Here is a 24,007-nt window from a genome sequence, read left to right as displayed (position 1 = left end):
GTCGTCGCCGACACCCAGGACAACCCCGGCGCCGGCGGCTCCGGCCGCACCACCGGGCTGCTCCGTGCCCTCCTCGCGGCCGGCAGCGACGAGCCCGTCGCCCTCGGGCTCATCACCGATCCCGCGGCCGCCGCCACGGCCACCGAGGCGGGCGTCGGCGCCACGGTGGACCTCGCGATCGGCGGTGATCCCGCGGTGCCCGGGGACGAACCGGTGCGGAGCCGGTTCGTCGTCGAGGCGCTGTCGGACGGACGCTGCCGCTTCGACGGGCCGATGCTGCACGGCACCGAGGTCGACCTCGGTCCCGCCACGTGCCTGCGGTCCGGGTCCGTGCGGGTGGCGGTGACGACCGGGCGCTCCCAGGTGTTCGACCGCAACCTGTTCCGGATGGTCGGCATCGTCCCGGAGGACCAGCGGCTCCTCGTGGTGAAGAGCTCGGTGCACTTCCGCGGGGACTTCGAGCCGATCGCCCGGAAGATCCTGGTCGCCCGCTCCCCCGGTCTCCTCGCGGCCGATCCCGCCGACCTCGCCTGGCGACGGCTGCCGGCATCGGTCCGCGTGACCCCCGGTGGCGGACCGCCGTGACGAGGCACCGGGCGGCGCCCACCGCCGGCCGGGCTACGAGGTGGTCACCGGGCGGCGGTGGAGCGGCCGGGCTGGGCCGGTCCACCGCTGCGGCCGGCCCGCTCCCCCGCACTCGCCTGCCGCAGCAGGGCCATGGCCGCCTCCGAGGGTGACCCGGCGGGCGTCGTGCACACCACGACCGACTGCCCCGGCGAACGCGCGAGGACGAGGGTCTGCTGGGTGACCGTCACCGTGCCGACGACCGGATGGCGCAGCTCGTAGGTGTCCGCGTCGCACGGCGTCACTCGGTGATCACCCCACAACGCCACGAATTCGGGGCTCTTCATCGTCAGCTCACCGATCAGCTCGGCGAGCAGCCGGTCCTCCGGATGACGGCCGACGGCGATCCTCAGATTGCCCACGACCGCGCGCACCTTGCGCCGCCAGTCCCCGTACAACTCCCGGCAGTGCGGGTCCAGGAACAGCATCCGGCTCATGTTCGGCCGGCGCGCGGGGTCCTCCGGGCTCAGCGGGTCGACGTGGCCGGCGAGCAGCGCGTGGCCGAGTGGGTTCCACGCCAGCACGTCCGTGCGCCGGCCGAGGACGAGCGCCGGGACGCCGTCGAAGGAGCGCAGCAGGTCCCGCGTCTCGTCGGCGAGCTTCTCGGGGCGGGGCCTTCGCGCCTGCGGTACCCGGCGGGAGGCCCCGGCGAGGCGTTCCAGGTGGTCCCGCTCGTGGTCGTCGAACAGCAGGGCGCCGGCGATCGCCTCGAGCACCTCCGCCGACGCGCCACGGGACAGGCCCTGTTCGAGCCGGGTGTAGTAGGACACGCTGACCCCCGCCAGTTGCGCCAGCTCCTCCCGGCGCAGCCCCGCCACCCGCCGGCGCGGCCCGAGGTCGCGGAGACCCACGTCTTCCGGGCGCAGCCTGGCCCGCCGTGCTTGCAGGAAATCGCCGAGCGGGCTTGGTCCGTCCATCACTCCACTATCCACCACGGCAGCACCGCCCAGCCACACCCTGCCGGGGGTAGGACAAGGCGGGACTGGTTGCCGCACGGGGACACGATCAGGCTCGACCTGGTCAGGGCGGCTGCCCGCGACTCACGAGGAGTGATCATGGATCAGATCAAGCTGGGCGACGTGACCGTCACGCGCGTCAAGGAGTACTACGGCTCCGTCGAGATGAGCCCCGCGGAGTTCTTCCCCGACAGCCGCGACGGCGCCTGGGACGAGCACCGGAGCTGGCTCGCCCCGGACTTCCTGGACGCCGGCACCGGCGAGTGCCAATCGGCCATCCAGTCCTGGCTGCTGCGCAGCGAAGGCCGCACCATCCTCGTCGACACCGGGGTCGGCAACCACAAGGACCGCCCCTACGCGCCCGTCTGGAACCGGCTGGACACGAACTACCTGGACAACCTCGCCGCCGCCGGAGTCCGGCCCGAAGACGTCGACGTCGTCATCAACACCCACCTGCACATCGACCACGTGGGCTGGAACACCTACCTCGAAGGCCGGACCTGGGTGCCGACCTTCCCGAACGCCACGTACCTGATGACGCGGCGGGACTTCGACTTCTGGAACCCGGCCAACAACCACGAACCGGTGCTGGGTCGCGGCAACCAGAACGTCTTCGAGGACAGCGTCGCCCCGGTACACCAGGCCGGGCTGACCCACCTGTGGGACGGCTCGTACCGGATCGACCGGAACCTCCGGCTGGATCTCGCGCCCGGCCACACCCCCGGGTCGTCCGTGCTGACCCTGGAGTCGGGCGGCGACCGCGCGCTGTTCGTCGGCGACCTGGTGCACACCCCGCTTCAGCTCGTGGAGCCGGAGACGAACTCCTGCTTCTGCGAGGACCCGGCCGAGGCCCGGGCGACCCGCCACAAGCTCCTCGGCCGCGCGGCCGAGGACAACGCGCTGGTCTTCCCCGCTCACCTCGCCGGCCAGGGCGGCGCCGAGGTCGAGCGCGACGGGTCGAAGTTCGCCATCAAGGAGTGGGCGGGCTTCTCCCGCATCGCCTGAGCCCGGTGGGGCCGGCCCCTTGCCCCGCAGTAACCCGAGAGAGGAAGCGTTTCCCGTGCCCCAGCAGGCAAATCCGATCGTCGAGACCCCGGCGGGCGCCGTACGCGGTGTTCGTGACCGCTTCGGCGAGCTCTACCGTGCCATCCCGTACGCGGTGGCGCCCACGGGCGCCGGTCGGTTCGCGCCACCGGCGTCCCATCCGGGCTGGTCCGGTATCCGGGACGCCACCGCGCCTTCGCCGACCGCACCACAGCCCGCACGGGACTTCGGGCGGCTCGACATGATCCCCTACTTCGGCCCGGGCTGGGTGCGCGGCGAGGAGTACCTGACCGTCGACGTCCGTACGCCCGGCACCGACGGCGGGAAGCGGCCGGCCATGGTCTTCGTGCACGGCGGCGGGTTCGTCACGGGCTCCACCCGCGCCGCGCTCTACGACGGCCGGGCGTTCGCCCGCGACGGCGTGGTGCTGGTGACGGTGAACTACCGCGTCGGCATCCCCGGCTTCCTCGACCTGGAGGGCGCACCCGCCAACCGCGGGCTGCTCGACGTCCTCGCCGCGCTCGGCTGGGTGCGGGACACGATTGCCGCGTTCGGTGGCGATCCCGGGAACGTCACGCTGTTCGGCCAGTCCGCGGGCGCCACCATCACCGGAGCTCTGCTGGCGACGCCGGAAGCCAAAGGGCTGTTCCGGCGCGCGATCGTCCAGAGCGGCAGCGGCACCGGCGCCTTCACCCCCGAGCAGGCGCAGCGGGTCACGGCCGTGGCCGCGCGGGCGCTGGGCGTGCCGCCCACCGCGGCGGCCTTCGCCGAGATCCCGGACGAGCGGTTCCTCGAGATCCTGCCGGATCTCGCGGGGACCGACCTGCGAACCGCGACGGCCACGGACCCACTTGTCGAGCTGAGCCCGTTCTCCCTCGTCCTGCCCGTGCAGCCGGCCGACGCACTGGCGGAGGGGCCCGCGGGAGAGGTCGACCTGCTCATCGGCACCAACACCGAGGAGGGCCACCTCTACCTGGTACCGCAGGGCAAGCTGGAATCGTCCACGGACGACGACGTGCTCGCCGTCGCGGCGAAGGTCGGCGCGGACCCCACCGCCGTCGTCGCGGCCCAGCGGGCGGCCCGGCCAGGGGCGTCCCCGGGCGAGCTACGCTCCGCAGTGCTGGGCGAAGGCCTCTTCGGGGCCGGCACCGCGCGGCTGACCGAGGCCCACGCCCGGCTGTCCGGTGGCCGCACCCACGCCTACTCGTTCGGCTACCGCTCGACGGCATTGGACGGGCGGCTGGGCGCCACCCACACGGTCGAACTGCCCTTCGTCTTCGACATCGCCGAAGAACCGTGGCTGCACGGCGACGCCGGTCTGCTCGGTCCCGACCCGGCGCCCGCCGGGCTCGCGGCCCGCGTGCACGGCGCCTGGGTCGCCTTCGCGACCCACGGCGACCCCGGCTGGGCCGCGTACGACCCGCAGCGGCCTCAGGCGGAAGCCCTGGGCGGCTGAAAGATCCACCGGGTCCGGCGCAATCGATTGCTGGGCGCCGGGACAATCGATTGCGCCGGTAGACTCACCGACATGCCCACGCTCCAGGACGTCGCCGACGCGGCCGGGGTTTCCCGCTCCGTGGCGTCGCGGGTGCTCACCGGCGACTCGCAGGCCCGGGTCAGCGAGGCCACCCGCACACGGGTCCGCGAAGCCGCCGAAGCTCTGCAGTACGTACCAAGCCACCGGGCCCGGGCTCTGCGCTTCCGGCGCTCCGGCGCCGTCGGCCTGATCGTCCCGGACGTCACCAACGCCGTCTTCGCGGACATGGTCGGGGGTGTGCAGGACCGGGCCCGGGAAGCCGGCATGTCGGTGCTGCTCGGTCAGGTCGACCCGCCGCCGTCCGGGCACGGGCACTTGCGCGAACTGGTTGCCGAGGGCCGGGTCGACGGCGTGCTGCTGCAGCGTCGCGAGGACCTCGACGACGCCGCCCTCGCCCAGGTGCTCGGCGACGACGTCCCCGTCGTGCTGATCAACTCCCGGCTGCCGGGCCGGTCCGGCTCGGTGGTCCTCGACGACGTCGCCGGCGCCCGGCTGGCGACCCGTCACCTGGTCGAGCTCGGCCACGAGCGCATCGGCCACCTCGCCGGCGTACCGCACCACGACACCGCGGTCCGCCGTCACCAGGGCTACCTCGAGACGATGGCCGAAGCCGGGCTGACGATCGCGCCGGAGTGGGTGGTGCGGGCGGGCTGGGAGGCGGCCGCCGGGGCGGCGGCCGCCCACCTGATCCTGGGCGCACCGCGGCGACCGACCGCCCTCGTCGTGTCCAGTGTGAACGCGGCGGTCGGCGCGGTTTCCGCGTTGGGCCGGGCCGGCGTCCAGGTACCCGAGGACATGTCCGTCGTGACCGTGCTGGACACCTGGGTCGCGCAGGCCTGGAACCCGGCACTGACCACGGTGCGGCTGCCCCTGCGAGAACTCGGTCGCGCGGCGTGCGGAGTACTGATCGAGCACCTCGGCGGCACACCGCTACGCGATCTCGTGGTGGCCGACCCGACGCCGCGGCTGGTGCTGCGGGAGTCGACCCGCGCACTCTGACTCCGCCCGGAACGGCCGGGCCGATCCCGCCGGCTTCCCGGCCACTCCGGTGGCGATCAGCGTCCGGTGAACCTCGGCGTGCGCTTCTCGACGAAGGCCGTGATGCCCTCGCGGCCGTCGGCGGACGCGAACAGCTCCCCCAGCGCCTCGCGTTCGCGGCGGAAGCCCGGGCCGTCGGATCCTTCGGGTCCACCGTGGACGGCCGCGACGACCGCGTCCCGGATCGCGGCCACGGCCAGCGGCGCCCGCCCGGCGAGCAGGTCCGCGACCTCCAGCGCCCGCGGGAGCAGCTCGTCCCCCTCGCACAGGTGGGTCACGATGCCCACCGCCTCGGCGGCCACGGCGCCCAGACGGTCGCCGGACATCATGAGCCAGCGGGCCCGGGTCGGGCCGACGTGCCAAGTCAGCCGCTGAGTGCCGCCCCAGCCCGGCAGCAGCCCCAGGGTGACCTCCGGCAGGCCGAACGCGGCGCCACGCTCGGCAACCACCACGTCGCACGCCAGCACGAGCTCGAACCCCCCGCCGAGAGCCAGGCTACGCACCGCCGCCACCACGGGTACGCGGCACCGCGCGATCCGGTCGCACAGAGCGTTGCAGCGCTCGGTGAAGGCAGCGAACTCCCCGTGGTCCGCGCCCGCGTAGAAGGCGATGTCCGCGCCCGCGGCGAATGCCTTGCCGGCACCGGTGAGCACTACCGCCCGCACGTTCCGGTCGGCCTCGATCTCGTCGAGCGCGCCGGTCAGCGCGTCGACGGTGGCGTGGTCGATCGCGTTGTACTTCGCCGGCCGGTTCAGGGTGAGTACCGCGACGGCGCCGCGGCGCTGGACGAGCACCGGGCCGGCGGTCCCGTCGACGCCGCCCTCAGGACTGGGCACCGAACGCACCCCCCGCGACCAAGGCGTCGACGGCGGCCGGGCTGTAGCCAAGTTCCGTGAGTACCTCCCGGGTGTGCTCGCCCAGTGCCGGTGGCACCCGGCGCAGCCCCGGGCGCTCCCCGCCGTAGCGGATCGGGTGGGCAGGCACCCGGACGTCGCCGGCCTCCGGGTGCGGGATGGTCAGGATCGTTTCGTTGTGCCGGACCTGTGGATCGGTGGCCACGTCATCGAAGTCGCAGACCGGCGCGTGCCAGACCCGGAACTCGGTGAACCGCTCGATCCAGTACGCCGTCGGGTGCTGGGCGAGCAGTGCGGCGACCCGCTCGTTGACCTCCTCGCGGCGCGCGTACTCGTCGGCGGGGGCGACGCCGGTGAACCACGGCTCGTCGAGCACCTTCGCCAGCACGTCGGTGCCCGTGAGAGAGATCGTCAGGTGCCCGTCAGCAGTGGCGAAGACGCCATACGGCGCCTTGTAGAACCGCGACGAGACGCCGGAAGGGCTTCGCTCGCCGCCAAACCCGTTGAGGTGGTAGGAAAGGGGCTCGACCTGCAGGTCCAAGGCGGCGCTGAGCAGGTTGCTCTCCACCCGCGTGCCTTCGCCGGTCCGCGCCCGCCCGTGCAACGCGGCCAGGATCCCGAGCGCCCCGAGCGCCGCACCGTGCGCGTCGACCACGGAGGCGCCGACCGGGGTGGGCGGCCCGCCCGCGGCCCCGGTCGCCGCGGCGAGGCCGGACAGCGATTGGACCAGGACGTCCTGCCCCGGCCGGTCCTTATAGGGGCCGTCGGACCCATAGCCGGAGAGCGAGCAGTAGACCAGCCGCGGGTTGGTGGTCCGCAGCTCCTCGTAGCCGAGCCCGAGCCGGTCCATCACGCCCGGCCGGAAGCTTTCGATCAGGACGTCGGCGCCGTCCAGGAGCCGGCGCAGCACTCGGCGGCCCTCGTCGGACTTGAGGTCGACGACCATGCTGCGCGCGTTGCGGTTCGCGAGCAGGAAGAACACCGAGACGCCGCCGACGAACGCGTCGGGGCCCGACCAGCCACGCTCGAAGGCGCCTTGCGGTGGCTCGATCTTGATCACGTCCGCACCCAGGTCCCCGAGGATCTGGGTGGCCGAGGGGCCCTGCAGGAAGTGCGTGAAGCTCACGACTCTGGTTCCGGAAAGCATGTGTCGTCCCTGTCTGTACGTGCGATGTTCCACCGGCGGCGGAGGGTGCCTGCGAGCGCCGGGTCCGGTCCGGTCCGGGTCTCGGGAACGAGTGAGTGCTCCGGGCACGCTACGTCCGCGGCGGTTCTCCGGTCAAGATGCGCAACCGATTGTTCTCCTGTGAGCAATCGGTTGCGCATTACGGCGCCGGTGTGCTTCGATCCTCGGCAACGAGCCTCCTCGCAGCCGAGGTAAGCCGCTTTGCCCCCAACGAGCGAAGTGCGCAATAAATCGTCCCGGCAAAACATCGACAAAGGAGACGTCCTCGATGCAGAGCACCGAATCCGCGGCCGCACCCCCGTTGGCCGGGCCCCGCAAGGTCGTGGCCGCGTCCATGGCCGGCACTGTCGCCGAGTGGTACGAGTTCCTGCTGTATTCCGCGTCATCGGCCCTGGTCTTCGGTACCGTCTTCTTCCCGGACAACGGGAATCCGCTCGACGGTGTCATCAAAGCCCTGCTGGTCTACGCGGTCGGCTTCGTCGCCCGCCCGCTCGGCGGGATCGTCTTCGGCCACTTCGGCGACCGGGTCGGCCGGAAGAAGCTCCTCCAGCTCAGCCTGCTGCTGGTCGGCGCCGCCACCTTCCTGATCGGCTGTGTGCCCACCTACTCGAGCATCGGCTTCTGGGCGCCGACGATCCTGGTGGTGTTGCGCTTCGTGCAAGGCTTCGCGGTCGGCGGCGAATGGGGCGGCGCGGTCCTGCTCGTCGGCGAGCACAGCCCGGACGCCCGGCGCGCCTACTGGTCAAGCTGGCCCCAAGCCGGCCTGCCGCTCGGCAACCTGCTCGCCACGATTGTCCTGCTGACCTTGTCGTTCTCCCTCACCGAGAGCGCGTTCGCCGCATGGGGCTGGCGGACGGCGTTCTGGGCATCGGCGATCGTCGTACTGATCGGCTACTACATCCGGTCCCAGGTGGAGGAAGCGCCGATCTTCCTCGATTCGTTGAAGCGGGCGAAGGAGCGCGAGTCGGAGCGCTCGTCCGTCATCGAGGTCCTGAGGCGCTACCCGCGCGGCGTGCTGATCTCGATGGGGGCGCGGGTCGCCGAGAACATCCTCTACCAGGTCGTGGTGACCTTCTCGATCACCTACCTGGCGCTGCGCGTGGGCAGCAGCACCACCGACATCCTGCTGCTCCTGGTGGTCGCCCACGTCGTGCACCTGGCGATCGTGCCGTGGTTCGGCCACCTCGCGGACCGGTTCGGGCGTCGCCCGGTCTACCTCACCGGCTCGGTCCTGATGATCGGCTGGGGCTTCGCGGGATTCCCGTTGATGGACACCGGGAACCCGGGACTGATCGTGCTGGCGCTCGTCCTCGGCGTGGTCGTGCACGGACTGATGTACGCACCCCAGCCGGCGATGATGGCCGAGCTGTTCCCGACGCGGATGCGCTACGCCGGCGTCTCCCTCGCCTACCAGACGACGTCGATCTTCGCCGGGTCCCTCGCCCCGTTCATCACCGCCAGCCTGCTCAAGGCCTACGGTTCCGCGGTCCCGATCGCGGTCTACCTGGCCGGTGCCGCCGTGATCTCGACGGTCGCGGTGCTGGCCGCCGAAGAGACCCGGGGCATCTCCCTGTCCGCGCTGGACGACCTGGACGACGAGTCACTCGGCCGCAGCTGAGCGCGCTGCACGAGGCCGGCGGGCGCCGGACACCCCGCCGTGCTCAACAGCGAGAGCCGGTCGAGCGCACCTCAGGTGACTCGTTGCGCACCGCGCGATTCCTTGGCGGATCCGCGTGCGCGGCGTCGACGACGGCCCGCCGGGCAGGCGGTCGTCGATCAGTACCTCCTGCCGGCCGCGGGCCTCATGGGCATGAAGTCGGGCAGGGTGAGGGCCGAATGGGCCGGTCGCGGCTCGGCGGCGGGCATGGTGCCGAGCTTGCGCAGCCTGTCGTTGCGCTGGTCCAAAGCCTGGGCGGTGGTCGGGAAGAGCGTGGCGCCGCCCTCGCCGACCAGCCCCTGGTTCACGGCCACGAACTCACGCGTGCTGTCTTCGTAGGCGGCAAACCCGGCGGTGTGGTCCCGGCCTGCCAAGGAACCGGCGAGCATGTACGCGCCGACGAGCGCGAGGCTGGAACCCTGTCCGGTGAGGAACGAGGGCGCGTACGCGGCGTCACCCGCCAGCGCGACCCTGCCGCTGTGCCAGCGGGGCATGCGGATCTGGCTGACACCGTCGAAGAACACGTCGTCCGCCTCGTGCATGGCGGCCAGCATCGCGGGGACCTCCCATCCCGCGTCGGCGAAGACCGAGGCGACGAGTTCCCGCTGGGCCTCCCGGTTCGCGAACACGTCGAACGGCGGTTCCGGCTGGGCGAAGTTCAGGAAGGCGTGCACCTCGTCGTCCTCCCCCACGGCGTAGAGAGCCGCGGCCCTACCCGGCGTGTTCCACATGACGGTCTCGTGGGATAGCCCGAAGGTGTTGCGCATGGGGAAAACGGCGAAGCAGTAGCCGAGGTACCGGTGGAACTGCGCTTCGGAGCCGAACACGAGCTCCCTGGTACGTGAGTGCGTACCGTCCGCGCCGAACACCAGGTCGAACGTGCGTTGGCCGCCGCCGCGGAAGGTGACGTCGACCCCGTCATCGGACTGGACCAGGGTGTCGATGGAGTCGTTGAACCGGAACTCCACGTCGTCGCAGACCGCCGAGTAAAGCGCGTCGGTCAGATCCCCGCGCCGCACCTCCAAGTCCCGTCCCTCGGCACCGCCGGTGACCGCGTGCGGGTGAACCGAGGCCACCTCACTGTCGTTCCCGTCGAGAAAGGTCAGCCGGCGCAGATCGATGTGCGCGTCCCGCAGTCGTGGCAGGATCCCCATCCTCCGGACGACCTCCAGCGCGGTGCCGCGCACGTCGATGGGATAACCACCGCTGCGAACCGCGGCCGCCCGCTCCACCACCGTGACCGCGTACCCGTGGCGGGTCAGCCAATACGCGAGCGTGGGACCGGCGATGCTGGCCCCGGATATCAAGATCGTGCCCTTCGGCCTGGTACCCATCGGGTGAGCAGTGCTGGTCATGCCTTGACTCCCTTGTGCATGGTGCGGGTGACGAACAGGGCCAGCGCCGTGACGACGCCGGCGATGACGAATCCGGTGATGTACGACGATTCGGCCGCGACGTCCGACCCGGACGGGGTCCCGGCGGCGAGCAGCACGCCACCGAACATCCCGCCCGAGGCCATCCCGAGCACGCGGGTCACCAGGATCAGGCTGGTGGCGACGCCGGTCTCGTTCGCCGCGACGGAGGTGGCGATGCCGGTCGTCATCGCGGTGACGACCAGGCCGTTGGCCAGTGCGACCAGTGCCTTGCCGACGACGAGGTACCACGCCTCGGAGTGCACGACTGACATGGCGATCAGGGCGACAGTCATGATGACAACCCCGGCGGTGGCCACCGAACGTGAGCCGGAACGCCGCTCCCAGTTCCCACCCAGCGGTCCGGCCAGCGTCGCGACCACGGTGCTGGGCAACAGGAAGAGGCCGATCTCGGTGGCGCCGGCCCCGAAGCCGTACCCGGCACCGGACGCGCTCCACAGCTGCGTGACGAGGAAGATCGCCATCGAGGTACCGACGCAGATCGTGAACGTCAGCACGCTCGACTTCCACATCATGGGCCGGGCCAGCAGGCGCAGATCGATCATCGGCGAGGCCGCGCACCGCTCGACGGCGATCCAGCCGGCCACCAGTGCGGCGAGAAGCACGACGAGGCCGCAAAGCACGAGCGGCTGCGAAGCCAGGTCGAGAGCGAAGTTGATCGTCAGCATGAGCGTAATCACCACCCCGCTCAGCAGGACCAGCCCGGGCCAGTCGACCCCGGCGTCGTCCGACTCCTCCGCCGAATCCGTTGGCACCAGCCGGTTCACGAGAAGGGTGGCCACGATGACGGCGATCGTCGGCAGCGCGAACATCCAGTGCCGGGACAGCTGTTCCGCCACGGGCCCGGCCACCAGCATGCCCAGCATCCCGCCACCCACGAACAGCCCGCTGACCACCCCGATGGCCACCTTCGACTCTCCCGCGGACAGGTGCTTGCGCACGACGATGAACGACAGGGGCAGCGCGCCGACCATCGCGCCCTGCAGGACCTGGCCGGCCAGCAGCACGGGCAGACCCGGCGCGAGTGCAGACACCATGCCGCCGACGCACACCACGATCATCAGCCGGATCAAGACTCGTTTTCCGCCGTAGCGATCGCCGAACCGGCCCGCCAACGGCGTGACGAGCGCGCCGGTGATCGGGAGCAGAATGCTGAGCAGTGCCCCTCCGGCGGGCCCCATGTCCAGTTCGCGTTGCAGGAGCGGGAGCGTTGGCTGCACGACCGACTCCAGGGCACCGCTGGCGAGGGCCAGCATGCCGAGAGCCCCGACCGCGGCCTTCCCGGCCCGCACCGGAGGAGCCAGGGTTGTGGTCATGGGAATCCTTTCTGTGACGGGAAAGTGAGGTGAGGAATCTGCCGGGCTACTCGACGGCGAGCGCCGCCTCGGCCGGTCGGCCACGCGTGGCCCGCCAGGCGGGCAGAAGCGTCGCTCCGAGGGTCAGCAGGACGGTCAGCGCGGCCGTCGACACGTAGATCCACGGGGATCCGGCGGGCAGCACCGACCCGAGGCGCTTGAGGCTGACCGGTACCAGGATCCCGAGCACGGCAACGGTGCCCAGCGCGATGCCGCCGAAGGCCAGGATCGCCGCCTCCAAGCCGGCCATCCGCAACACCTGGCCACGCGTCGAGCCCGCGAGCCGCTGCAGCCCGAACTCCCGCCGCCTCGCCGTCATGCTCGACACCAGCGTGTTGATCACCGTGATCGCCGCGTACCCCGCGATCATGACCACCATGAGGTACATCGCGAAGTTGGCGGTCGTCTTCTGCTCGTCGAACTCCCGGAGCAGGACGTCGTGACCGGTCACCGTCAGGCCGTCCTCGGCAGAGGTCACCTCGGTCAGGTCCGCGGTCAATTGTCCAGGGTCGGTGCCCTCGTCGGCTTTGACCAGGATCCGCGTCGCGTGTTCCTCGGTGGTGTGAGCGGCCAGGGTGTCGGAGGGAAGCAACAGGGTGTCGTAGCCGTCCGGCGCGGAGAACAGGGCCGCCACCCGCACGTCGAGGGTGGTGTTGTCGCCCATCCGCAGCGTGATGGTGCCGCCGACGTCGACTCCCAGCGTCTTGGCGTGCTCGTCCCCGATCGCGATCGGGCCGCCGCGAAGAACACGGCGAGAAAGGCCGCCACGAACAGGCCCGCGCGGAACCGCAGGGTGCGCAGTGCGAGCTGCAGCATCAGCGCTGCCCTCCTCGGTTCGCCACCGGCCGCGGGCGAGGGCCTTCGTCGGCGAAGGCGCCCAGGCGGGTCATCCGGTCGGCCACGGATTCGGCGGTCGGCGAGTGCAGCTCACCGGCCAGCCGCCCGTCGGCGAGGAACAGGACACGATCGGCGTACGACGCCGCGACCGGATCGTGGGTCACCATCACGATCGTCTGACCGGCCGCCCGCGACGAGTGCCGCAGCAAGCTGAGAATGTCCCGCGCGGTCCTGGTGTCCAGGGCGCCGGTCGGCTCGTCGGCGAAGATGGCGGCGGGGTCGCTGATCAACGCCCTGGCGATGGCGACCCGTTGCTGCTGCCCACCGGACAGCTCCGCCGGACGGTGGTTGCTCCGCTGGGCGAGGCCGACCTGGTCGAGGATCCGCGCAACCCGGTCCCGGTCGGGTTTGCGGCCGGCGAGCCGCAACGGCAACGTCACGTTCTGCCGCACGGTCAGCACCGGAAGCAGGTTGAACGCGTGGAGACGAACCCGATCCGGTCCCGCCGCAGCTTGGTCAACTCGGTCTCGGTCAGCTCGCTGAGCTCGTGCTCCTCGAGCAGCACCGAACCGGACGTCGGCTGATCGAGCCCGGCCGCGCACTGCAACAGGGTGCTCTTGCCCGAACCCGACGGCCCCATGATCGCCGTGAACGTTCCCCGGCCGAACCGCGTCGTCACTTCCTCCAGCGCAACCACCTGGTTGTCGCGCCTCCCATAGAGCTTGCGAACGGCCGTCAGCCGAATCGCGTCGGTGCTGTCTCCGGGGTTCATCGAACTTCTTCCTGCCGCTTTGCCGTCCGAGCCGGTGCCGGACGATTCCGCCACCAACCTTGTCGCGCACCGCGGTGCCACACATCGTTTGCCGAGACCGTCTTCGCCTGGTGCGTGCGGACCGGTCCGGCCCGTTCCTGGTGCGAACGCACTACACGCGTGCCGGATCCCACCGATCGATGCGATGATCGACGCGTGGAGTTGCGTCAACTGGCGTGCTTCGTCGCCGTCGTAGAAGAGTCCGGCTTCACCCGCGCCGCAGCCCGGTTGCACGTCGTCCAGTCCGCCGTGTCCGCGACGATCGCATCCCTGGAACGGGAACTGGGGGCTCCCTTGCTGCTGCGCACCGGCCGCCAGATCGCGTTGACCGATGCCGGCCGGCAACTGCTGCCGAAGGCGCGGGCGACACTGGACGCCGCCCGCGCTGCCCGAGACACCGTGCACGAGGTCATCGGTGGCATTCGCGGCACGTTGCGCGTCGGCACCATGAGTTCATTGGGAATGATCGATCTGCCCGCCGTGCTGGGCCAGTTCCACCGTGAATACCCCGAGATGTCCTACAACTGGCGATCGTGGGCACCGGATCCACGGGACTCGTGACCGAGCTGACGGAGGGCCGGCTCGACCTGGCCTTCATTTCCCTTCCCGGCCGGCCGCCGGTCGGCGTGCGCGTGCGGGAGCTCACATCTGTCCCGTTGGATCTGGTCGTCCGGCGGGATCACGCGCTCGCGGCACGAAGGGACGTGGCGATCTCGGAACTGGCCGACGAGTCCTTTGTCGACTTTCCGCTCGGCTACGGCAACCGCGCGGTGACCGATCAAGCGTTCGCCGCCGCCGGGCTCGACCGCCACGTCACGATCGAGATCGCCGACATCACCGCCGGCACCGACTTCGTCCGCCACGGCCTCGGTGTCGCCCTGCTCCCGCGCGTGGTCCCGGTTCCCGACGAGGAGCTGGCCATGGTGCGTGTCACTGGCGCCGACCTGGACTGGCCCATCTCACTGGCCACGGCTGCCGGCCGTGCTTCGGGTGCCGCTGCCCAAGCACTCGAACGTGTTGCGCGGCGGTACCTGGACGCGAACAGCTGAACGCACCTACCACCCATCTGCCGGAGCGATCCGCGCCATCGAAACGCGTCGTTGGACACGGCGTCGTCCGTGTCGCCGAGAAGTCCGGCTACGTGTACTACACCGGTTCGTGGGAGCAGATCTTCGTTCGCGTGGCCGTCGACCCGGCGACCCACCAGCCGGCCGGCGAGCCAGAGGTGGTGACGAAGGGCATTCACGCGGTCGACGACTTCTGCGTGGACGAGAACGCCGGCGTCGCGTACATCACGACCCACATCGACAACACCCTGTGGCGCGTCCCCCTCGATCCAGCGATCGCGGCGACGGAAAGCGAACTGATCATCGGTGAGCCGATCGACCACCGGTTCCTCGGACCCTCCAGTGCCGCATGGGGCCGTCAGAACGGTGACCACGGCCGGATCGCCTACTTCACCACCGATGGCGGACACACACCGCCGAACCCGGCCGGCATCATCAAGCCCGCCGCGGTCGTGCGCGTCGAATTCCAGCGGGAGCCCGAAGTCGGCGACGTCCAACATCAACTTCACTGAACAAACCATAGGCTGAGCATGTGACGCGGTTGATGGACATCGATGACGGACAGGCGTAGTTCGCTCGCACCTCCGGCCGGGCCGTGGTGGCGGAACGGAGCGGTCGTCGCGGTGGCGTTCGCGCTCTGCCTGCTCGGTGGTGCGCTGCGGGTGGACGACACGGTGACACCGCCGCCGTTGACGGCCTACCTCCTCGCCGCGGTGTCGTCCGGGTTGCTCCCGGCGCGGCACCGCGCGCCCGTGGCCACCGTGATCGCCACGACCGTGTGCGGCATGCTCGTCGCGCCGATGGGCCTGCTGTCGAGCCCGCTCATGGTGGCCCCCACCGCCATCAGCGCCTACTCGCTCGCCGTCCGCGCCGAACGGCGAGTGGCGCTCGCGGCCCTGCTTCCAGCGGCGGCGCTGCTGGTCGCCGTCCCCCCGTTCTTCGAAACGGACTTCTCGTGGGCGGACACCAGCAGGCTGGCGACCGTGGCCGCGACACCACTCGTGGCTGCCGTGTTCGGTCGCTCGACGCGGCACCGGCGGGCCTACCTGACGATCATGGAGGAGCGGGCACGCCGGGCCGAGGAAAGCCGGGACGAGGAGGCACGCCGGAGGGTCGCCGGGGAACGGCTTCGCATCGCCCGCGAGCTGCACGACCTGGTGGCACACCAGATCACCCTGGCCAACGCGCAGGCCACCGTCGCCGCCCACCTGTTCGCGACCCGCCCGGAGCAGGCCCGCACGAGCCTGGACGAACTGGTCGGGACCACTCGCCACGCCCTCGACGAACTGCGGGCCACGGTCGGCCTGCTGCGCCAGCCCGAAGACACCGCCGACACCTCCGCACTCACCGAGCCGGCACCCGGGCTGTCGCAGGTCCCCGAGCTGCTGAGCACCTTCCGCCGCGCGGGCCTGGCGGTGTCGATGCACGAGGACGGAACGGCCAGACCACTACCGCCGGCGATCGACCTCACCGCCTACCGCGTCATCCAAGAGGCCCTGACCAACGTGACCAAGCACGCCGCCACCGGTGGCGCCGAGGTGCGCCTGGTCTGGGACCGCGACCACGTGACCATCACGGTCACCGACGACGGCGGCGGTGCCCGCAAGGCTCAAGAGCGCCCGCCCGGCTACGGTCTGATCGGGATGCGTGAACGGGCGGCCGCGGTCGGCGGAACCCTCGTCGCCGGTGCGCGTCCCGAAGGGGGTTTCCGCGTCTCCACCCGCCTGCCCCTTCCCACCGCCAGTAAGACAGCGCGGAGATCTGACGGAGCGACCGATGGCGAGGGCCGATGATCCACGACACACCAGGCGACGGACCGAACACCGGCGAAGCGGCCAGGGATGACGCTGCGCCGCTCCGGGTCCTCCTCGCCGACGACCAGGCGTTGCTGCGCGGCGCTTTCCGGACTCTCCTCGACAGCGCCGACGACATCGCCGTGGTCGGCGAGGCGGGCGACGGCAGGGAGGCGGTGGCCCTGGCCCGCAAGCTGCGCCCGGACGTGGTGATCACGGACATCCGGATGCCCGGCACCGACGGCCTCGCCGCCACCGCGGAGATCTGCGCCGATCCGGATCTGCGTGCCACCCGCGTCCTGATCCTCACCACCTACGAGACCGACGAGTACATCGCCCAAGCCCTGCGCGCCGGGGCCAGCGGCTTCATCGGCAAGGGGATCGAGGCGCAAGGCCTGCTCGACGCCGTGCGCACGATCGCCAACGGCGACACCCTCCTGTCCCCGGCGGCGACCCGCTCCCTGGTGGCCCGTTTCCTCGCCACCCCGTCCGACTCGCCACCACGCCATCCCGAACGACTCGCCGCACTCACCCCGCGCGAACGCGAGATGGTCGCTCTCGTCGCGACCGGTCTGTCCAATGTGGAGATCGCCGATCGGATGTACCTCAGCCCCTTCACCGTCCGCGCCCACGTGCAGCGCGCCATGTCCAAACTGGACGCACGCGACCGCGCACACCTCGTTGTCATCGCCTACCAGACCGGTCTGGTGGCCGGAACGGAATCTCCCTCCTAACCGATCGTCAGGCTCGACGGGGCGGGCGTCTCCAACCGGAAGGCCGTACCGCTGTGGCTGCGTGTCTCACTGCGGTAGCGCCCGGGCGTGCGTCCGTGGGCCCGGGTGAAGGCGCGGGTGAACGCCGGCACCGACCCGTAGCCGACCGCCTCGGCGATCGTCTCGAGGGAGTCATGGCTGTCGCGCAACTGCACGGCGGCCAGATCCATGCGCCAGTTCGCCAGATACGCCGCTGGGGTGTGTCCCGTCGCGGCCGGAAACCGGCGGGCGAGGGTCGCACGGGAGACCGAGATGGCTTCTGCGAGCATCGAGGTCGTCCAGGGAATGGCCGGATTCGCGTGCAGATGCCGGAGTGCCTTGCCGATGACAGGGTCGTAGAGCGCACCCAGCCAGGTGCCGAAGCACTCGGGGGGATTCACCGCGAGCCAGGCGCGCAGCATCTGCACGAGCACGATGTCGACAAGGCTCTTCAGCACAGCAGGCGTGGCGAGCTGCGGATGGGCGACTTCCCGGGCGAGCATGCGCACCGTATCGGTCAGCCCCGGCGTCCCCGCCTCGGCCCGCACGTGCACGAGACCGGGTAGCAGGGTCAGGATCTGAGTGAGCGCGGCCGGGTCGCAGTCGTAGTGAATGGTGACGATCCGTGTGGTCGCGGGCTGCGACCCGAGGCTGATCACTTCACCGGTACCGCGCCCGCGAGCGGCCACGTGCTCGCACCGACCGCGCGTGTCCGCGGGGTCGTCGGTGAGGCCGTGCGGGGTGCCGGCAGGCAGCAGAACCACGTCACCGGCCGCCAGTTCCACCGGTTCGCGGCCGGCGACCGTGAGCCAGGCACCGCCGGCGGTCACGGCGTGCAGGGCCGCCCCGGGATAGTCGTCCAGGGCGACCGCCCATCGGCCGCCCGCCTCGACGCGGGTGCTCAGCGCGCCTTTGACGCCCGAGATCGCCAAGGCGTCGGTCAGTGGATCCACAAGGTGACCTTACACCTGGATCAGACGCAGATGAGACAGAGAATCAATCATCTGAGCCGTTCGGGCATGGTTCGCCTCACCGGTTGCTACATATGGTCTTGGGAGCCGGGACGCACATCCGGCATCATCGAGAAGGAGTCACCATGGACTACCACAGCTGGGCAGGCCTCAAGATCAGCGTTGCGGACGGTGTGGCCACCGTGTCGCTCGACCACCCGCCCCTCAATCTGATGGACGGCGTGCTGCTGCCGTCATTGCGTGGGTTCGTGCATCAGGTGCGCACCGACGCGGACGTCCGGGTGATCGTGTTCCAGAGCGCCGATCCGGAGTTCTTCAGCGCTCACGGTGACATGGCCTACGTCACCGACCCGGAGGCCCTGCCCGCCGCGACCCAGGCCGCGATCGACGCCGCACCGGGGGCCGTGCTCCCTGACGGCCTGAACATCCTGCAGGCCTTGAGCCTGGAGATCCGCGACCTCCCGCAGGTCACCATCGGCAAGGTGGCCGGTTTCGCCCGTGGCGCCGGCAACGAGTTCCTGATGTCCCTCGACATGCGGTTCGCCGCGATCGGCAAATCCGGTCAGGCCCAGCCCGAATCCACCCTCGCGATCCTTCCCGGCGGCGGTGGCACGGTGAACATGACCCGCCTGCTCGGCCCGGCCCGCGCCCTGGAACTGCTCATCGGTGGCCAACTCGTCGGCGCCGAAGTGGCCGAGCGCTACGGCCTGGTGAACCGGGCCCTGCCCGCCGACGAGATCGACGCCTTCGTCGACACCCTGGCCCGCCGGGTGGCGGGAGTGCGCCCCGAAGTCGTCGCCGCGATCAAGGCCACCGTCCGAGCCGCGACCCCGCCCGCCCCCGACGAGGCCTACGCCGTCGAAAACGCCTCCCTGTACTCACTGTTCACCGAGGACATGGTCGAGGTCGCCCGGAAGCAGCTGGCAGCGGGCGTGCAGACCCGTGAGGGCGAGCGGGATCTCGAGGGGCTCGTCGACAGCCTGTCACCCTGGTCCCGGCCCGTGGCTCAGCGGTAGTGCCGCACGTCCCGGAGTTCGATGTCGAGCAGGTGTCGGACGGCAAGTTCGGGCCCGACCTGCCCTCGATCTACGAGAACTGGGCCGGCTTCCGCTCCCGGGTCGCCGAGAACGAAGCCTGGGACCACATCGCCGGGCTGACCATCGGCCAGGACCTCTCCGAGCGGGTCTCGCAGCTGGCCGGGCCCGCGCCGCAGTTCAGCCTCGGCAAGTCGTTCCCTGGCTTCGCCCCGGTCCGCCCGTGGCTGGTCACCCCCGAGACCGTGCCGGACCGCGACGACCTTGGGCTCGGGTGCGCCATCGACGGCGAGACCGTGCAGGACGGCCGCACCCGGGACCTGAGAGGAAGAGGCCTGACATGGCACTGCACCGGTTGTCCTCGGTCGTCGTCGGCGTGCCGAACCTCGACGAAACGGCCCGGTACTACACCGACTTCGGACTCACCCCGGTCGACCCGGCCGACTCCACCGAGCGCGCGTTCCACACCCTCGACGGCGGGGAACAGCTGCGGCTGGTCCGGACCCCGGTCCGACGGTTGGTGCAGCTCACCATCGGGGCCGACGACCACGACGATCTGCGCCGGGTGACCGAGCGGCTCACCCGGCTGGGCATCGACGCGGCCCGGACGTCGGTCAGCGTGACCGCGGTCGAACCCGCCACCGGGGTCCGGGCGACCGTCGCCGTCACGCCGCGGATCGACCAGCCCACCGTTCCCGCGACGCCCTACAACGGCCCTGGGCGGCGGGAACGGGTCAACACCCGCGCCCCGGGTGTCCGCCGGACCGGCCCGGTCCGACCACGCAAGCTCGGTCACGTCGTCCTCGGCACCACGGACCTGGCCACCACCGAGCGGTTCTTCCTCGACGGCCTCGGTTTCAAGTTGTGACCGGATCGCCGGCGCGGGGGCCGCCGCCGGGACGGCGACGAGCGGGTCCAGCCGGTCGTCACTCATGATGTGGCTGGGGCGCCTCGGGGCCGGACGGGAAGGCTGGACAGGGCATGCATGAAGTCGGAACGCCAGGTCAGCTCGCCGGCCGGAACGGCGAGGTCGAGGTCGGGGTACCGGTTCATCAGGGCGGCGAACGCGACCTGGGCCTCCAACCGGGCCAGGGGCGCGCCCAGGCAGTAGTGGATGCCGTGGCCGAAACCGAGATGCGGATTCTCGACCCGGTCCAGCTGCAGCCGGTCTGCCTCGGGGAAACGGCTCTGGTCGCGGTTGGCCTGCGCCAGGCTGATGTCGATGGGTGTGCCGGCCGCGACGGTCTGGCCGACGAACTCGAACGTCTCGACGGCGGCACGGTAGGTGGTCGTGGCCAGTGGGGAGTCGAACCGTATGAACTCCTCGATCGCGGTGGGCAGCAGCCCGGGCTCGGCCCGCAGCCGATTCCATCGCTCGCGGTCCTCGAGCAGCCGGAATATGCCGTTGCCGATCAGGCCGGCGGTGGTTTCGTGCCCGCCGACCAGGAGTGCGAAGACCATCGAGGTGAGTTCGCCGTCGGACAACCGATCCTGCTCCTCACGAACCGCGATCAGGTCACTGAGCAGGCCATCGCCTGGGTGTGCGCGCTGGTCGGCGATCATTCCTCGGATGACGCCGAGCAACCGGGTCAGCTGGATGGGCTGCTCGTGTTCCCGGGCCGCGCCGCCGGCCACGATGGCGGTCCACGTGCGGAACTCCTCGCGGCTGTCGGTCGGGACGCCGAGCAGGTCACAGATGACCTGCATCGGCAGCGGCCACGCGTACGCCTCGATCAGGTCCAGCGTCTCGAGACGGTCCATCGCGTCCAGCAGGTCGGCCGCGACGCGCTCGATGCGCGGGCGCAACGCCTCGATGCGCGCGGCGGAGAAGACGGCCGAGACCAGACGGCGCAGGCGGGTGTGGCTCGGCGGATCAAGGAAGAGGATCATGCGCAGCATCGCGTCACCCAGTTCCGGTGAGAGTCCCCTCGCTTCCGCGTCAAGGATTTTCGACGTTCGCCGTTCGGACAGCATCCGCCGCGCAGCGTCGAAACCGGTCACCAGCAGGGGCGTCGCACCGTCGGGCGGCATGGATTGCCGGGCACTGGTCATGGGCTGCTCCTCAGAGAATCCTGCTCGTTCCGGGTGACGGGGCCGATTGCCGCGGGGCCTTGGTATCTGCCAACGTAAGTGGCGTGCCGGTGCCTCCGATTGGATCTGGGAGCCATGTGGTGGAACATGCGGGCCACAATGGTGATATGAGCGGGAGTCCGGAACTTGATGATCACATCAACAGCTGCGACCGACCGCCGGAATACGCCGCCGACACGGAGCTCGGCGCCCGTGTACAGACCCGGGAGGCCCGGGTACGGGACGCAGTCCTCACCGACTTCCGCACCGCGATCAGGGTGCGATCAGGCACCACGCAGCACGCGGCGGACGAGCTGCGACTGTACGTCGTGCACCGGGGTTCCTGGATCCTGCAGCACTCCGGCAGCCGACTCGCCCTGCCGGGAGGGCGGTTCATGGTCCAGCGCTCCGCCGGTCTGACCGGTTTCGAGATGAGCCCGCAGACCGCCGGCGCCACCATCGCGCTGCCCGCCGGGGCCATCGGCAGCCACGCGGGCGACAGGCCGGTCAGCGGCACGGCCGTCACACCCGAAGTACGCCTCCTGCTGGCCCACGCCAGCCTGCTCCACGACACGATCGACGAACTCGCCGACCACGGCATCGAAGCAGCCAGAAACGCACTGATCGAGCTGACCCGCGGCGTGGTGTACCACTACGTCGACGACACCGAACCCACCCTGGCCCCCGCGCTGGCCACGGCTGCCCGCGCACTCGCCGATCAGTGGCTCACCCACCCCGAACTGACACCCAGCCTGCTCGCCCGTCAACTGCACGTCTCCATACGCACCTTGAACCGCGCGTTTGCCGACACCGGCGAATCTGTCGCCGCCTACATCCGGCGCCGTCGCCTGGAAGAGGCCCGCCGCGCTCTGACCGCCGGCCAGCCTGTCTCAGAGGTCGCGGCCTGCTGGCAGTTCGCCGACAGCAGCCACTTCATCCGTTCGTTTCGCCAGCGCTATAACCAAACTCCAGCCCAGTACGCCCGCGACCGGTCGTCGGCGAGGCCGACGGGGATGAGGATCAGCCGGTAGCCGAGCACGGTGTCGTGGGTCGTTGCTGGTCCTCAGGCCAAGGCCGGATTTCGTTCTTCGGCCCATCCGAGAAGGCCGAACGTGTGGCCTTCGAGATAGTCCTGGATGCCGGCAAGCGGGTACGGAATCACCTCGTCGGGCAGGTCGTCGAGCGGGAACCACTCGACGACCGAGCACTTATCAGGCTCCTGGTTGTACGGTTCACCGGACCAGCGACGAGCCTCGAAGAACACGCCGAGCCGCGGCACCGGTCCGGAGCCAGCAACGTGAAGCGTGTGCACGTGATGTAGGTCGGCCGGGTCGATGCACACGCCGACCTCTTCCTTGCCCTCGCGAGCTGCAGGTTCCGGCAAAGACTCGTCGGCGTTGAGTTTGCCGGAGGGAAGGTGCCACATGCCGTCGCCGTAGGTTCCGCGGCGCCTGATGAGCAACAACTCGGCGTTGCGGACGAGCAGAATGTGCACGTCAATAATCGTGTGCTGGCCGTCGGGCATCCGGCGAAATCCTCACGGGTGGCTTCGCCGCGAATCCCGCGCTGCGCGCCGAACACCTGCCGGAGCCCGTCGCCCAGTTCACACCGGCCGTGCCGGAAGCCACCGGCGACGGCCTGCGCCACGCCCGTCGCCTACACCATCGGCACCGACTTCAGGCCTACCCACCGCGCCCCGTGAAGGAGTTCCTGCACTTTGGACCGGTGGTGAGCCCGTTCAGGCCACCCACTCCTTGAGGCGACGCACCAGCTCGGTGGCGTCGTCACCGACAGGGGTCACCTGGAGGTTGGTCACGCCCGATTCACGGAAGGCCTCGATGGGCGAACATCGGACGGACGAGGTCGAGGACGCCCTTCACGTCTTCTCCGATGGCCACCACGCCACCGGCCACGATCTCCAGCGGCGCGAGATCCGCGGAGCGCGCGGCCGCGCCGGCGGCGAGCGCGTCGCCCCATACCTGAGCGGCGTCCTCGGGCGAGTAGAGGAACGGCAGCCAGCCGTCGGCGTACGACGCGGCGCCCTCGACCGACTTCGGGCCCAGGGCGGCGAGGTAGACCGGGATCGAGGGACGCGGCGCTCCGGCCGGGCGTGGTCGAGCAGCGCGTAGATCATCGTCGGCATCCCCATGAAGCAGTTGATGCGCTCCGCCTCGATCACGTCGAAGAAGCGGCCGGGCTCGAAGCCCTGCTCGACGACGACCGTCCCGCCGCGCAGCAGGGTCGGAAGGACGCTGAGCACGGTGGCGTGGGTGAGCGGCGCCGTGGCCAGGTAGCGCGGCAGGTGCGGCTGCTCGAAGTCCACCAGGTGCGAGAGCGCCATCTGCGCCATCGCCCGGTGCGGCAGCATCACGCCCTTGGGCCGACCGGTCGTGCCGCCGGTGTACTGCAGCCACGCGACGTCGGACTTGGTGGCCGGCCCGGCATCGAGCGCTCGTGCGGCGTAGGACTCGCCCTCGGGCTCGCCCCCGCCGGTCGGCACCACCAGCAGATGGCGCAACGAGTCAACCTGGTCGAGGACCTGCCGGCCGTGCTCCTCGAGAGCGCCGACACCACGAGCACGGCTGCCTCTGCGTCCTCGCAGACCACGATTTGGTCCTGCACCGAGGCCAGGGCCTGGAGCCCCGTGAAGCGCCCTCCGAGGAGGTACGGCGCAGCCTGCACGATCCAGGACTCAGGCGTGTTCGGGCTGAGCATGGTGACGCCCACCCCCAGGCCAACGCCGCGCCGGCTGAGCGCACCCATGTACTGCGAGACCAGATCCCGCACCTGGGCGTAGGTCAGTCGCCGGTCGCCCGCGACGAACGCCTCCGACGAGCTGTGCCGCGTCAGCGACTGGACGATGAGGTCGCTCAGCGTCGCACCGGCCGAGGCCGCCGATGCCGGCGAGGAGCTCTGGGTGATGGCGGAGGGAGTCACCCTTCCACCGCGGGCTCCCCCACTTTTGGGCTACCACCGATGTTCCGCCAG

Annotated in this window: 23 protein-coding genes and 4 pseudogenes; 14 read left to right on the top strand and 13 right to left on the bottom strand. The window is 70.7% G+C overall.

Going from position 1 to position 24,007, the window contains the following annotated elements; genetic code table 11:
* The coding region (locus AB0H88_RS49860) for an MlrC C-terminal domain-containing protein (RefSeq protein ID WP_357656878.1) at positions 1 to 585 on the top strand (585 nt) is incomplete at its 5' end.
* A 44-nt stretch (positions 586 to 629) separates the two neighbouring features.
* On the opposite strand, the gene AB0H88_RS49855 is transcribed toward AB0H88_RS49860, so the two are convergent.
* Complete coding sequence (locus tag AB0H88_RS49855) at positions 630 to 1,541, bottom strand: helix-turn-helix transcriptional regulator (RefSeq protein ID WP_357656876.1); 912 nt, start codon at positions 1,539 to 1,541, stop codon at positions 630 to 632.
* A 138-nt stretch (positions 1,542 to 1,679) separates the two neighbouring features.
* On the opposite strand from AB0H88_RS49855, the gene AB0H88_RS49850 reads away from it, so the two are divergent.
* From AB0H88_RS49850 to AB0H88_RS49840, 3 genes are all read left to right on the top strand, one after another.
* A complete protein-coding gene (locus AB0H88_RS49850) occupies positions 1,680 to 2,585 on the top strand; it encodes an MBL fold metallo-hydrolase (protein ID WP_357656874.1) in 906 nt (301 codons plus the stop codon).
* Between the two features lie 55 nt (positions 2,586 to 2,640).
* On the top strand, positions 2,641 to 4,080 hold the full coding sequence (locus tag AB0H88_RS49845; protein WP_357656873.1) for a carboxylesterase family protein: 1,440 nt from the start codon (positions 2,641 to 2,643) through the stop codon (positions 4,078 to 4,080).
* A gap of 72 nt (positions 4,081 to 4,152) precedes the next feature.
* Complete coding sequence (locus AB0H88_RS49840) at positions 4,153 to 5,160, top strand: LacI family DNA-binding transcriptional regulator (protein WP_357656871.1); 1,008 nt, start codon at positions 4,153 to 4,155, stop codon at positions 5,158 to 5,160.
* Positions 5,161 to 5,216: 56 nt separating this feature from the next.
* Here AB0H88_RS49840 and AB0H88_RS49835 read toward each other — a convergent pair whose 3' ends face one another.
* Both AB0H88_RS49835 and AB0H88_RS49830 read right to left on the bottom strand, forming a co-directional pair.
* Positions 5,217 to 6,035: an enoyl-CoA hydratase-related protein gene (locus AB0H88_RS49835; protein ID WP_357656869.1), complete on the bottom strand. Its 819-nt coding sequence runs from the start codon at positions 6,033 to 6,035 to the stop codon at positions 5,217 to 5,219.
* Positions 6,022 to 7,200 carry a CoA transferase gene (locus AB0H88_RS49830; protein ID WP_357656867.1) on the bottom strand — a complete coding sequence of 393 codons (1,179 nt, stop codon included), beginning with the start codon at positions 7,198 to 7,200 and terminating at the stop codon, positions 6,022 to 6,024. Before AB0H88_RS49830 ends, AB0H88_RS49835 begins: the two co-directional genes overlap by 14 nt.
* 307 nt (positions 7,201 to 7,507) lie before the next feature.
* On the opposite strand from AB0H88_RS49830, the gene AB0H88_RS49825 reads away from it, so the two are divergent.
* On the top strand, positions 7,508 to 8,857 hold the full coding sequence (locus AB0H88_RS49825) for an MFS transporter (protein ID WP_357656865.1): 1,350 nt from the start codon (positions 7,508 to 7,510) through the stop codon (positions 8,855 to 8,857).
* A gap of 158 nt (positions 8,858 to 9,015) precedes the next feature.
* Here AB0H88_RS49825 and AB0H88_RS49820 read toward each other — a convergent pair whose 3' ends face one another.
* The 4 genes and pseudogenes from AB0H88_RS49820 to AB0H88_RS49805 form a co-directional block, all read right to left on the bottom strand.
* Positions 9,016 to 10,251, bottom strand: coding sequence for an FAD-dependent monooxygenase (locus AB0H88_RS49820; protein ID WP_357656863.1), 1,236 nt, complete (start codon positions 10,249 to 10,251; stop codon positions 9,016 to 9,018).
* A complete protein-coding gene (locus AB0H88_RS49815) occupies positions 10,248 to 11,645 on the bottom strand; it encodes an MFS transporter (RefSeq protein WP_357656862.1) in 1,398 nt (465 codons plus the stop codon). Before AB0H88_RS49815 ends, AB0H88_RS49820 begins: the two co-directional genes overlap by 4 nt.
* Before the next feature lie 46 nt (positions 11,646 to 11,691).
* Positions 11,692 to 12,432 (bottom strand): annotated as a pseudogene (locus tag AB0H88_RS49810) (FtsX-like permease family protein); the annotation flags it as partial.
* Positions 12,433 to 12,499: 67 nt separating this feature from the next.
* Positions 12,500 to 13,293: pseudogene (locus AB0H88_RS49805) on the bottom strand (ABC transporter ATP-binding protein).
* A gap of 195 nt (positions 13,294 to 13,488) precedes the next feature.
* Here AB0H88_RS49805 and AB0H88_RS49800 point away from each other — a divergent pair.
* The 5 genes from AB0H88_RS49800 (at position 13,489) to AB0H88_RS49780 (ending at position 16,926) form a co-directional block, all read left to right on the top strand.
* Positions 13,489 to 13,893 carry a LysR family transcriptional regulator gene (locus AB0H88_RS49800; protein WP_357656860.1) on the top strand — a complete coding sequence of 135 codons (405 nt, stop codon included), beginning with the start codon at positions 13,489 to 13,491 and terminating at the stop codon, positions 13,891 to 13,893.
* Positions 13,890 to 14,381, top strand: coding sequence for a LysR substrate-binding domain-containing protein (locus AB0H88_RS49795; protein ID WP_357656859.1), 492 nt, complete (start codon positions 13,890 to 13,892; stop codon positions 14,379 to 14,381). Before AB0H88_RS49800 ends, AB0H88_RS49795 begins: the two co-directional genes overlap by 4 nt.
* A 131-nt stretch (positions 14,382 to 14,512) precedes the next feature.
* Positions 14,513 to 14,911, top strand: coding sequence for a hypothetical protein (locus tag AB0H88_RS49790; RefSeq protein WP_357656858.1), 399 nt, complete (start codon positions 14,513 to 14,515; stop codon positions 14,909 to 14,911).
* 42 nt (positions 14,912 to 14,953) lie between these two features.
* Positions 14,954 to 16,192, top strand: coding sequence for a sensor histidine kinase (locus AB0H88_RS49785; protein WP_357656856.1), 1,239 nt, complete (start codon positions 14,954 to 14,956; stop codon positions 16,190 to 16,192).
* Positions 16,189 to 16,926, top strand: coding sequence for a response regulator transcription factor (locus AB0H88_RS49780; protein WP_357656854.1), 738 nt, complete (start codon positions 16,189 to 16,191; stop codon positions 16,924 to 16,926). The genes AB0H88_RS49785 and AB0H88_RS49780 overlap by 4 nt, the downstream gene beginning before the upstream one ends.
* Here the strand turns inward: AB0H88_RS49780 and AB0H88_RS49775 are convergent.
* Positions 16,923 to 17,897, bottom strand: coding sequence for an AraC family transcriptional regulator (locus AB0H88_RS49775; protein ID WP_357656852.1), 975 nt, complete (start codon positions 17,895 to 17,897; stop codon positions 16,923 to 16,925). The two genes, AB0H88_RS49780 and AB0H88_RS49775, sit on opposite strands and share 4 nt — an antisense overlap.
* Positions 17,898 to 18,040: 143 nt before the next feature.
* Here AB0H88_RS49775 and AB0H88_RS49770 point away from each other — a divergent pair, with 143 nt between their 5' ends.
* The 3 genes and pseudogenes from AB0H88_RS49770 to AB0H88_RS49760 all read left to right on the top strand — a co-directional run bounded on the left by AB0H88_RS49770 (position 18,041) and on the right by AB0H88_RS49760 (position 19,817).
* A complete protein-coding gene (locus AB0H88_RS49770; protein WP_357656850.1) occupies positions 18,041 to 18,931 on the top strand; it encodes an enoyl-CoA hydratase/isomerase family protein in 891 nt (296 codons plus the stop codon).
* Positions 18,931 to 19,260 (top strand): annotated as a pseudogene (locus AB0H88_RS49765) (fumarylacetoacetate hydrolase family protein); the annotation flags it as partial. The gene AB0H88_RS49770 and the pseudogene AB0H88_RS49765, both read left to right, overlap by 1 nt.
* Positions 19,261 to 19,289: 29 nt before the next feature.
* Positions 19,290 to 19,817: a VOC family protein gene (locus tag AB0H88_RS49760; RefSeq protein ID WP_357656885.1), complete on the top strand. Its 528-nt coding sequence runs from the start codon at positions 19,290 to 19,292 to the stop codon at positions 19,815 to 19,817.
* Positions 19,818 to 19,879: 62 nt separating this feature from the next.
* On the opposite strand, the gene AB0H88_RS49755 is transcribed toward AB0H88_RS49760, so the two are convergent.
* Positions 19,880 to 21,001: a cytochrome P450 gene (locus tag AB0H88_RS49755; RefSeq protein ID WP_357656849.1), complete on the bottom strand. Its 1,122-nt coding sequence runs from the start codon at positions 20,999 to 21,001 to the stop codon at positions 19,880 to 19,882.
* Between the two features lie 146 nt (positions 21,002 to 21,147).
* Here AB0H88_RS49755 and AB0H88_RS49750 point away from each other — a divergent pair, with 146 nt between their 5' ends.
* The gene (locus tag AB0H88_RS49750) at positions 21,148 to 22,050 is read left to right on the top strand and encodes a helix-turn-helix domain-containing protein (RefSeq protein ID WP_357656847.1); all 903 of its coding nucleotides are present in this window, start codon (positions 21,148 to 21,150) and stop codon (positions 22,048 to 22,050) included.
* A gap of 32 nt (positions 22,051 to 22,082) precedes the next feature.
* Here AB0H88_RS49750 and AB0H88_RS49745 read toward each other — a convergent pair whose 3' ends face one another.
* The 4 genes and pseudogenes from AB0H88_RS49745 to AB0H88_RS49730 form a co-directional block, all read right to left on the bottom strand.
* The gene (locus tag AB0H88_RS49745) at positions 22,083 to 22,544 is read right to left on the bottom strand and encodes an NUDIX domain-containing protein (RefSeq protein WP_357656845.1); all 462 of its coding nucleotides are present in this window, start codon (positions 22,542 to 22,544) and stop codon (positions 22,083 to 22,085) included.
* 298 nt (positions 22,545 to 22,842) lie between these two features.
* The gene (locus AB0H88_RS49740; protein ID WP_357656883.1) at positions 22,843 to 23,082 is read right to left on the bottom strand and encodes an LLM class flavin-dependent oxidoreductase; all 240 of its coding nucleotides are present in this window, start codon (positions 23,080 to 23,082) and stop codon (positions 22,843 to 22,845) included.
* 47 nt (positions 23,083 to 23,129) lie between these two features.
* Positions 23,130 to 23,459, bottom strand: a pseudogene (locus AB0H88_RS49735) (AMP-binding protein); the annotation flags it as partial.
* Entirely contained in the window at positions 23,387 to 23,956 is a 570-nt protein-coding gene (locus tag AB0H88_RS49730) for an AMP-binding protein (protein ID WP_357656843.1), read from the bottom strand. The pseudogene AB0H88_RS49735 and the gene AB0H88_RS49730, both read right to left, overlap by 73 nt.
* Positions 23,957 to 24,007 lie beyond the last annotated feature (51 nt).

The sequence above is a fragment of the Nonomuraea sp. NPDC050680 genome, assembly GCF_040654555.1.
Classification (GTDB): Bacteria; Actinomycetota; Actinomycetes; order Streptosporangiales; family Streptosporangiaceae; genus Nonomuraea.
The sequence above is the reverse complement of the archived record's forward strand: the minus strand, read 5'-3'. Positions and strand labels throughout refer to the sequence as shown.

What these genes read in the sequence shown, in the direction of transcription:
- AB0H88_RS49755 (WP_357656849.1), bottom strand. Translation starts at nt 21,001, where the DNA reads ATGACCAGTGCCCGGCAATCCATGCCGCCCGACGGTGCGACGCCCCTG.
- AB0H88_RS49785 (WP_357656856.1), top strand. Translation starts at nt 14,954, where the DNA reads ATGACGGACAGGCGTAGTTCGCTCGCACCTCCGGCCGGGCCGTGGTGG.
- AB0H88_RS49825 (WP_357656865.1), top strand. Translation starts at nt 7,508, where the DNA reads ATGCAGAGCACCGAATCCGCGGCCGCACCCCCGTTGGCCGGGCCCCGC.
- AB0H88_RS49850 (WP_357656874.1), top strand. Translation starts at nt 1,680, where the DNA reads ATGGATCAGATCAAGCTGGGCGACGTGACCGTCACGCGCGTCAAGGAG.
- AB0H88_RS49760 (WP_357656885.1), top strand. Translation starts at nt 19,290, where the DNA reads ATGGCACTGCACCGGTTGTCCTCGGTCGTCGTCGGCGTGCCGAACCTC.
- AB0H88_RS49855 (WP_357656876.1), bottom strand. Translation starts at nt 1,541, where the DNA reads ATGGACGGACCAAGCCCGCTCGGCGATTTCCTGCAAGCACGGCGGGCC.
- AB0H88_RS49815 (WP_357656862.1), bottom strand. Translation starts at nt 11,645, where the DNA reads ATGACCACAACCCTGGCTCCTCCGGTGCGGGCCGGGAAGGCCGCGGTC.
- AB0H88_RS49820 (WP_357656863.1), bottom strand. Translation starts at nt 10,251, where the DNA reads ATGACCAGCACTGCTCACCCGATGGGTACCAGGCCGAAGGGCACGATC.
- AB0H88_RS49780 (WP_357656854.1), top strand. Translation starts at nt 16,189, where the DNA reads ATGATCCACGACACACCAGGCGACGGACCGAACACCGGCGAAGCGGCC.
- AB0H88_RS49770 (WP_357656850.1), top strand. Translation starts at nt 18,041, where the DNA reads ATGGACTACCACAGCTGGGCAGGCCTCAAGATCAGCGTTGCGGACGGT.
- AB0H88_RS49840 (WP_357656871.1), top strand. Translation starts at nt 4,153, where the DNA reads ATGCCCACGCTCCAGGACGTCGCCGACGCGGCCGGGGTTTCCCGCTCC.
- AB0H88_RS49830 (WP_357656867.1), bottom strand. Translation starts at nt 7,200, where the DNA reads ATGCTTTCCGGAACCAGAGTCGTGAGCTTCACGCACTTCCTGCAGGGC.
- AB0H88_RS49750 (WP_357656847.1), top strand. Translation starts at nt 21,148, where the DNA reads ATGAGCGGGAGTCCGGAACTTGATGATCACATCAACAGCTGCGACCGA.
- AB0H88_RS49745 (WP_357656845.1), bottom strand. Translation starts at nt 22,544, where the DNA reads ATGCCCGACGGCCAGCACACGATTATTGACGTGCACATTCTGCTCGTC.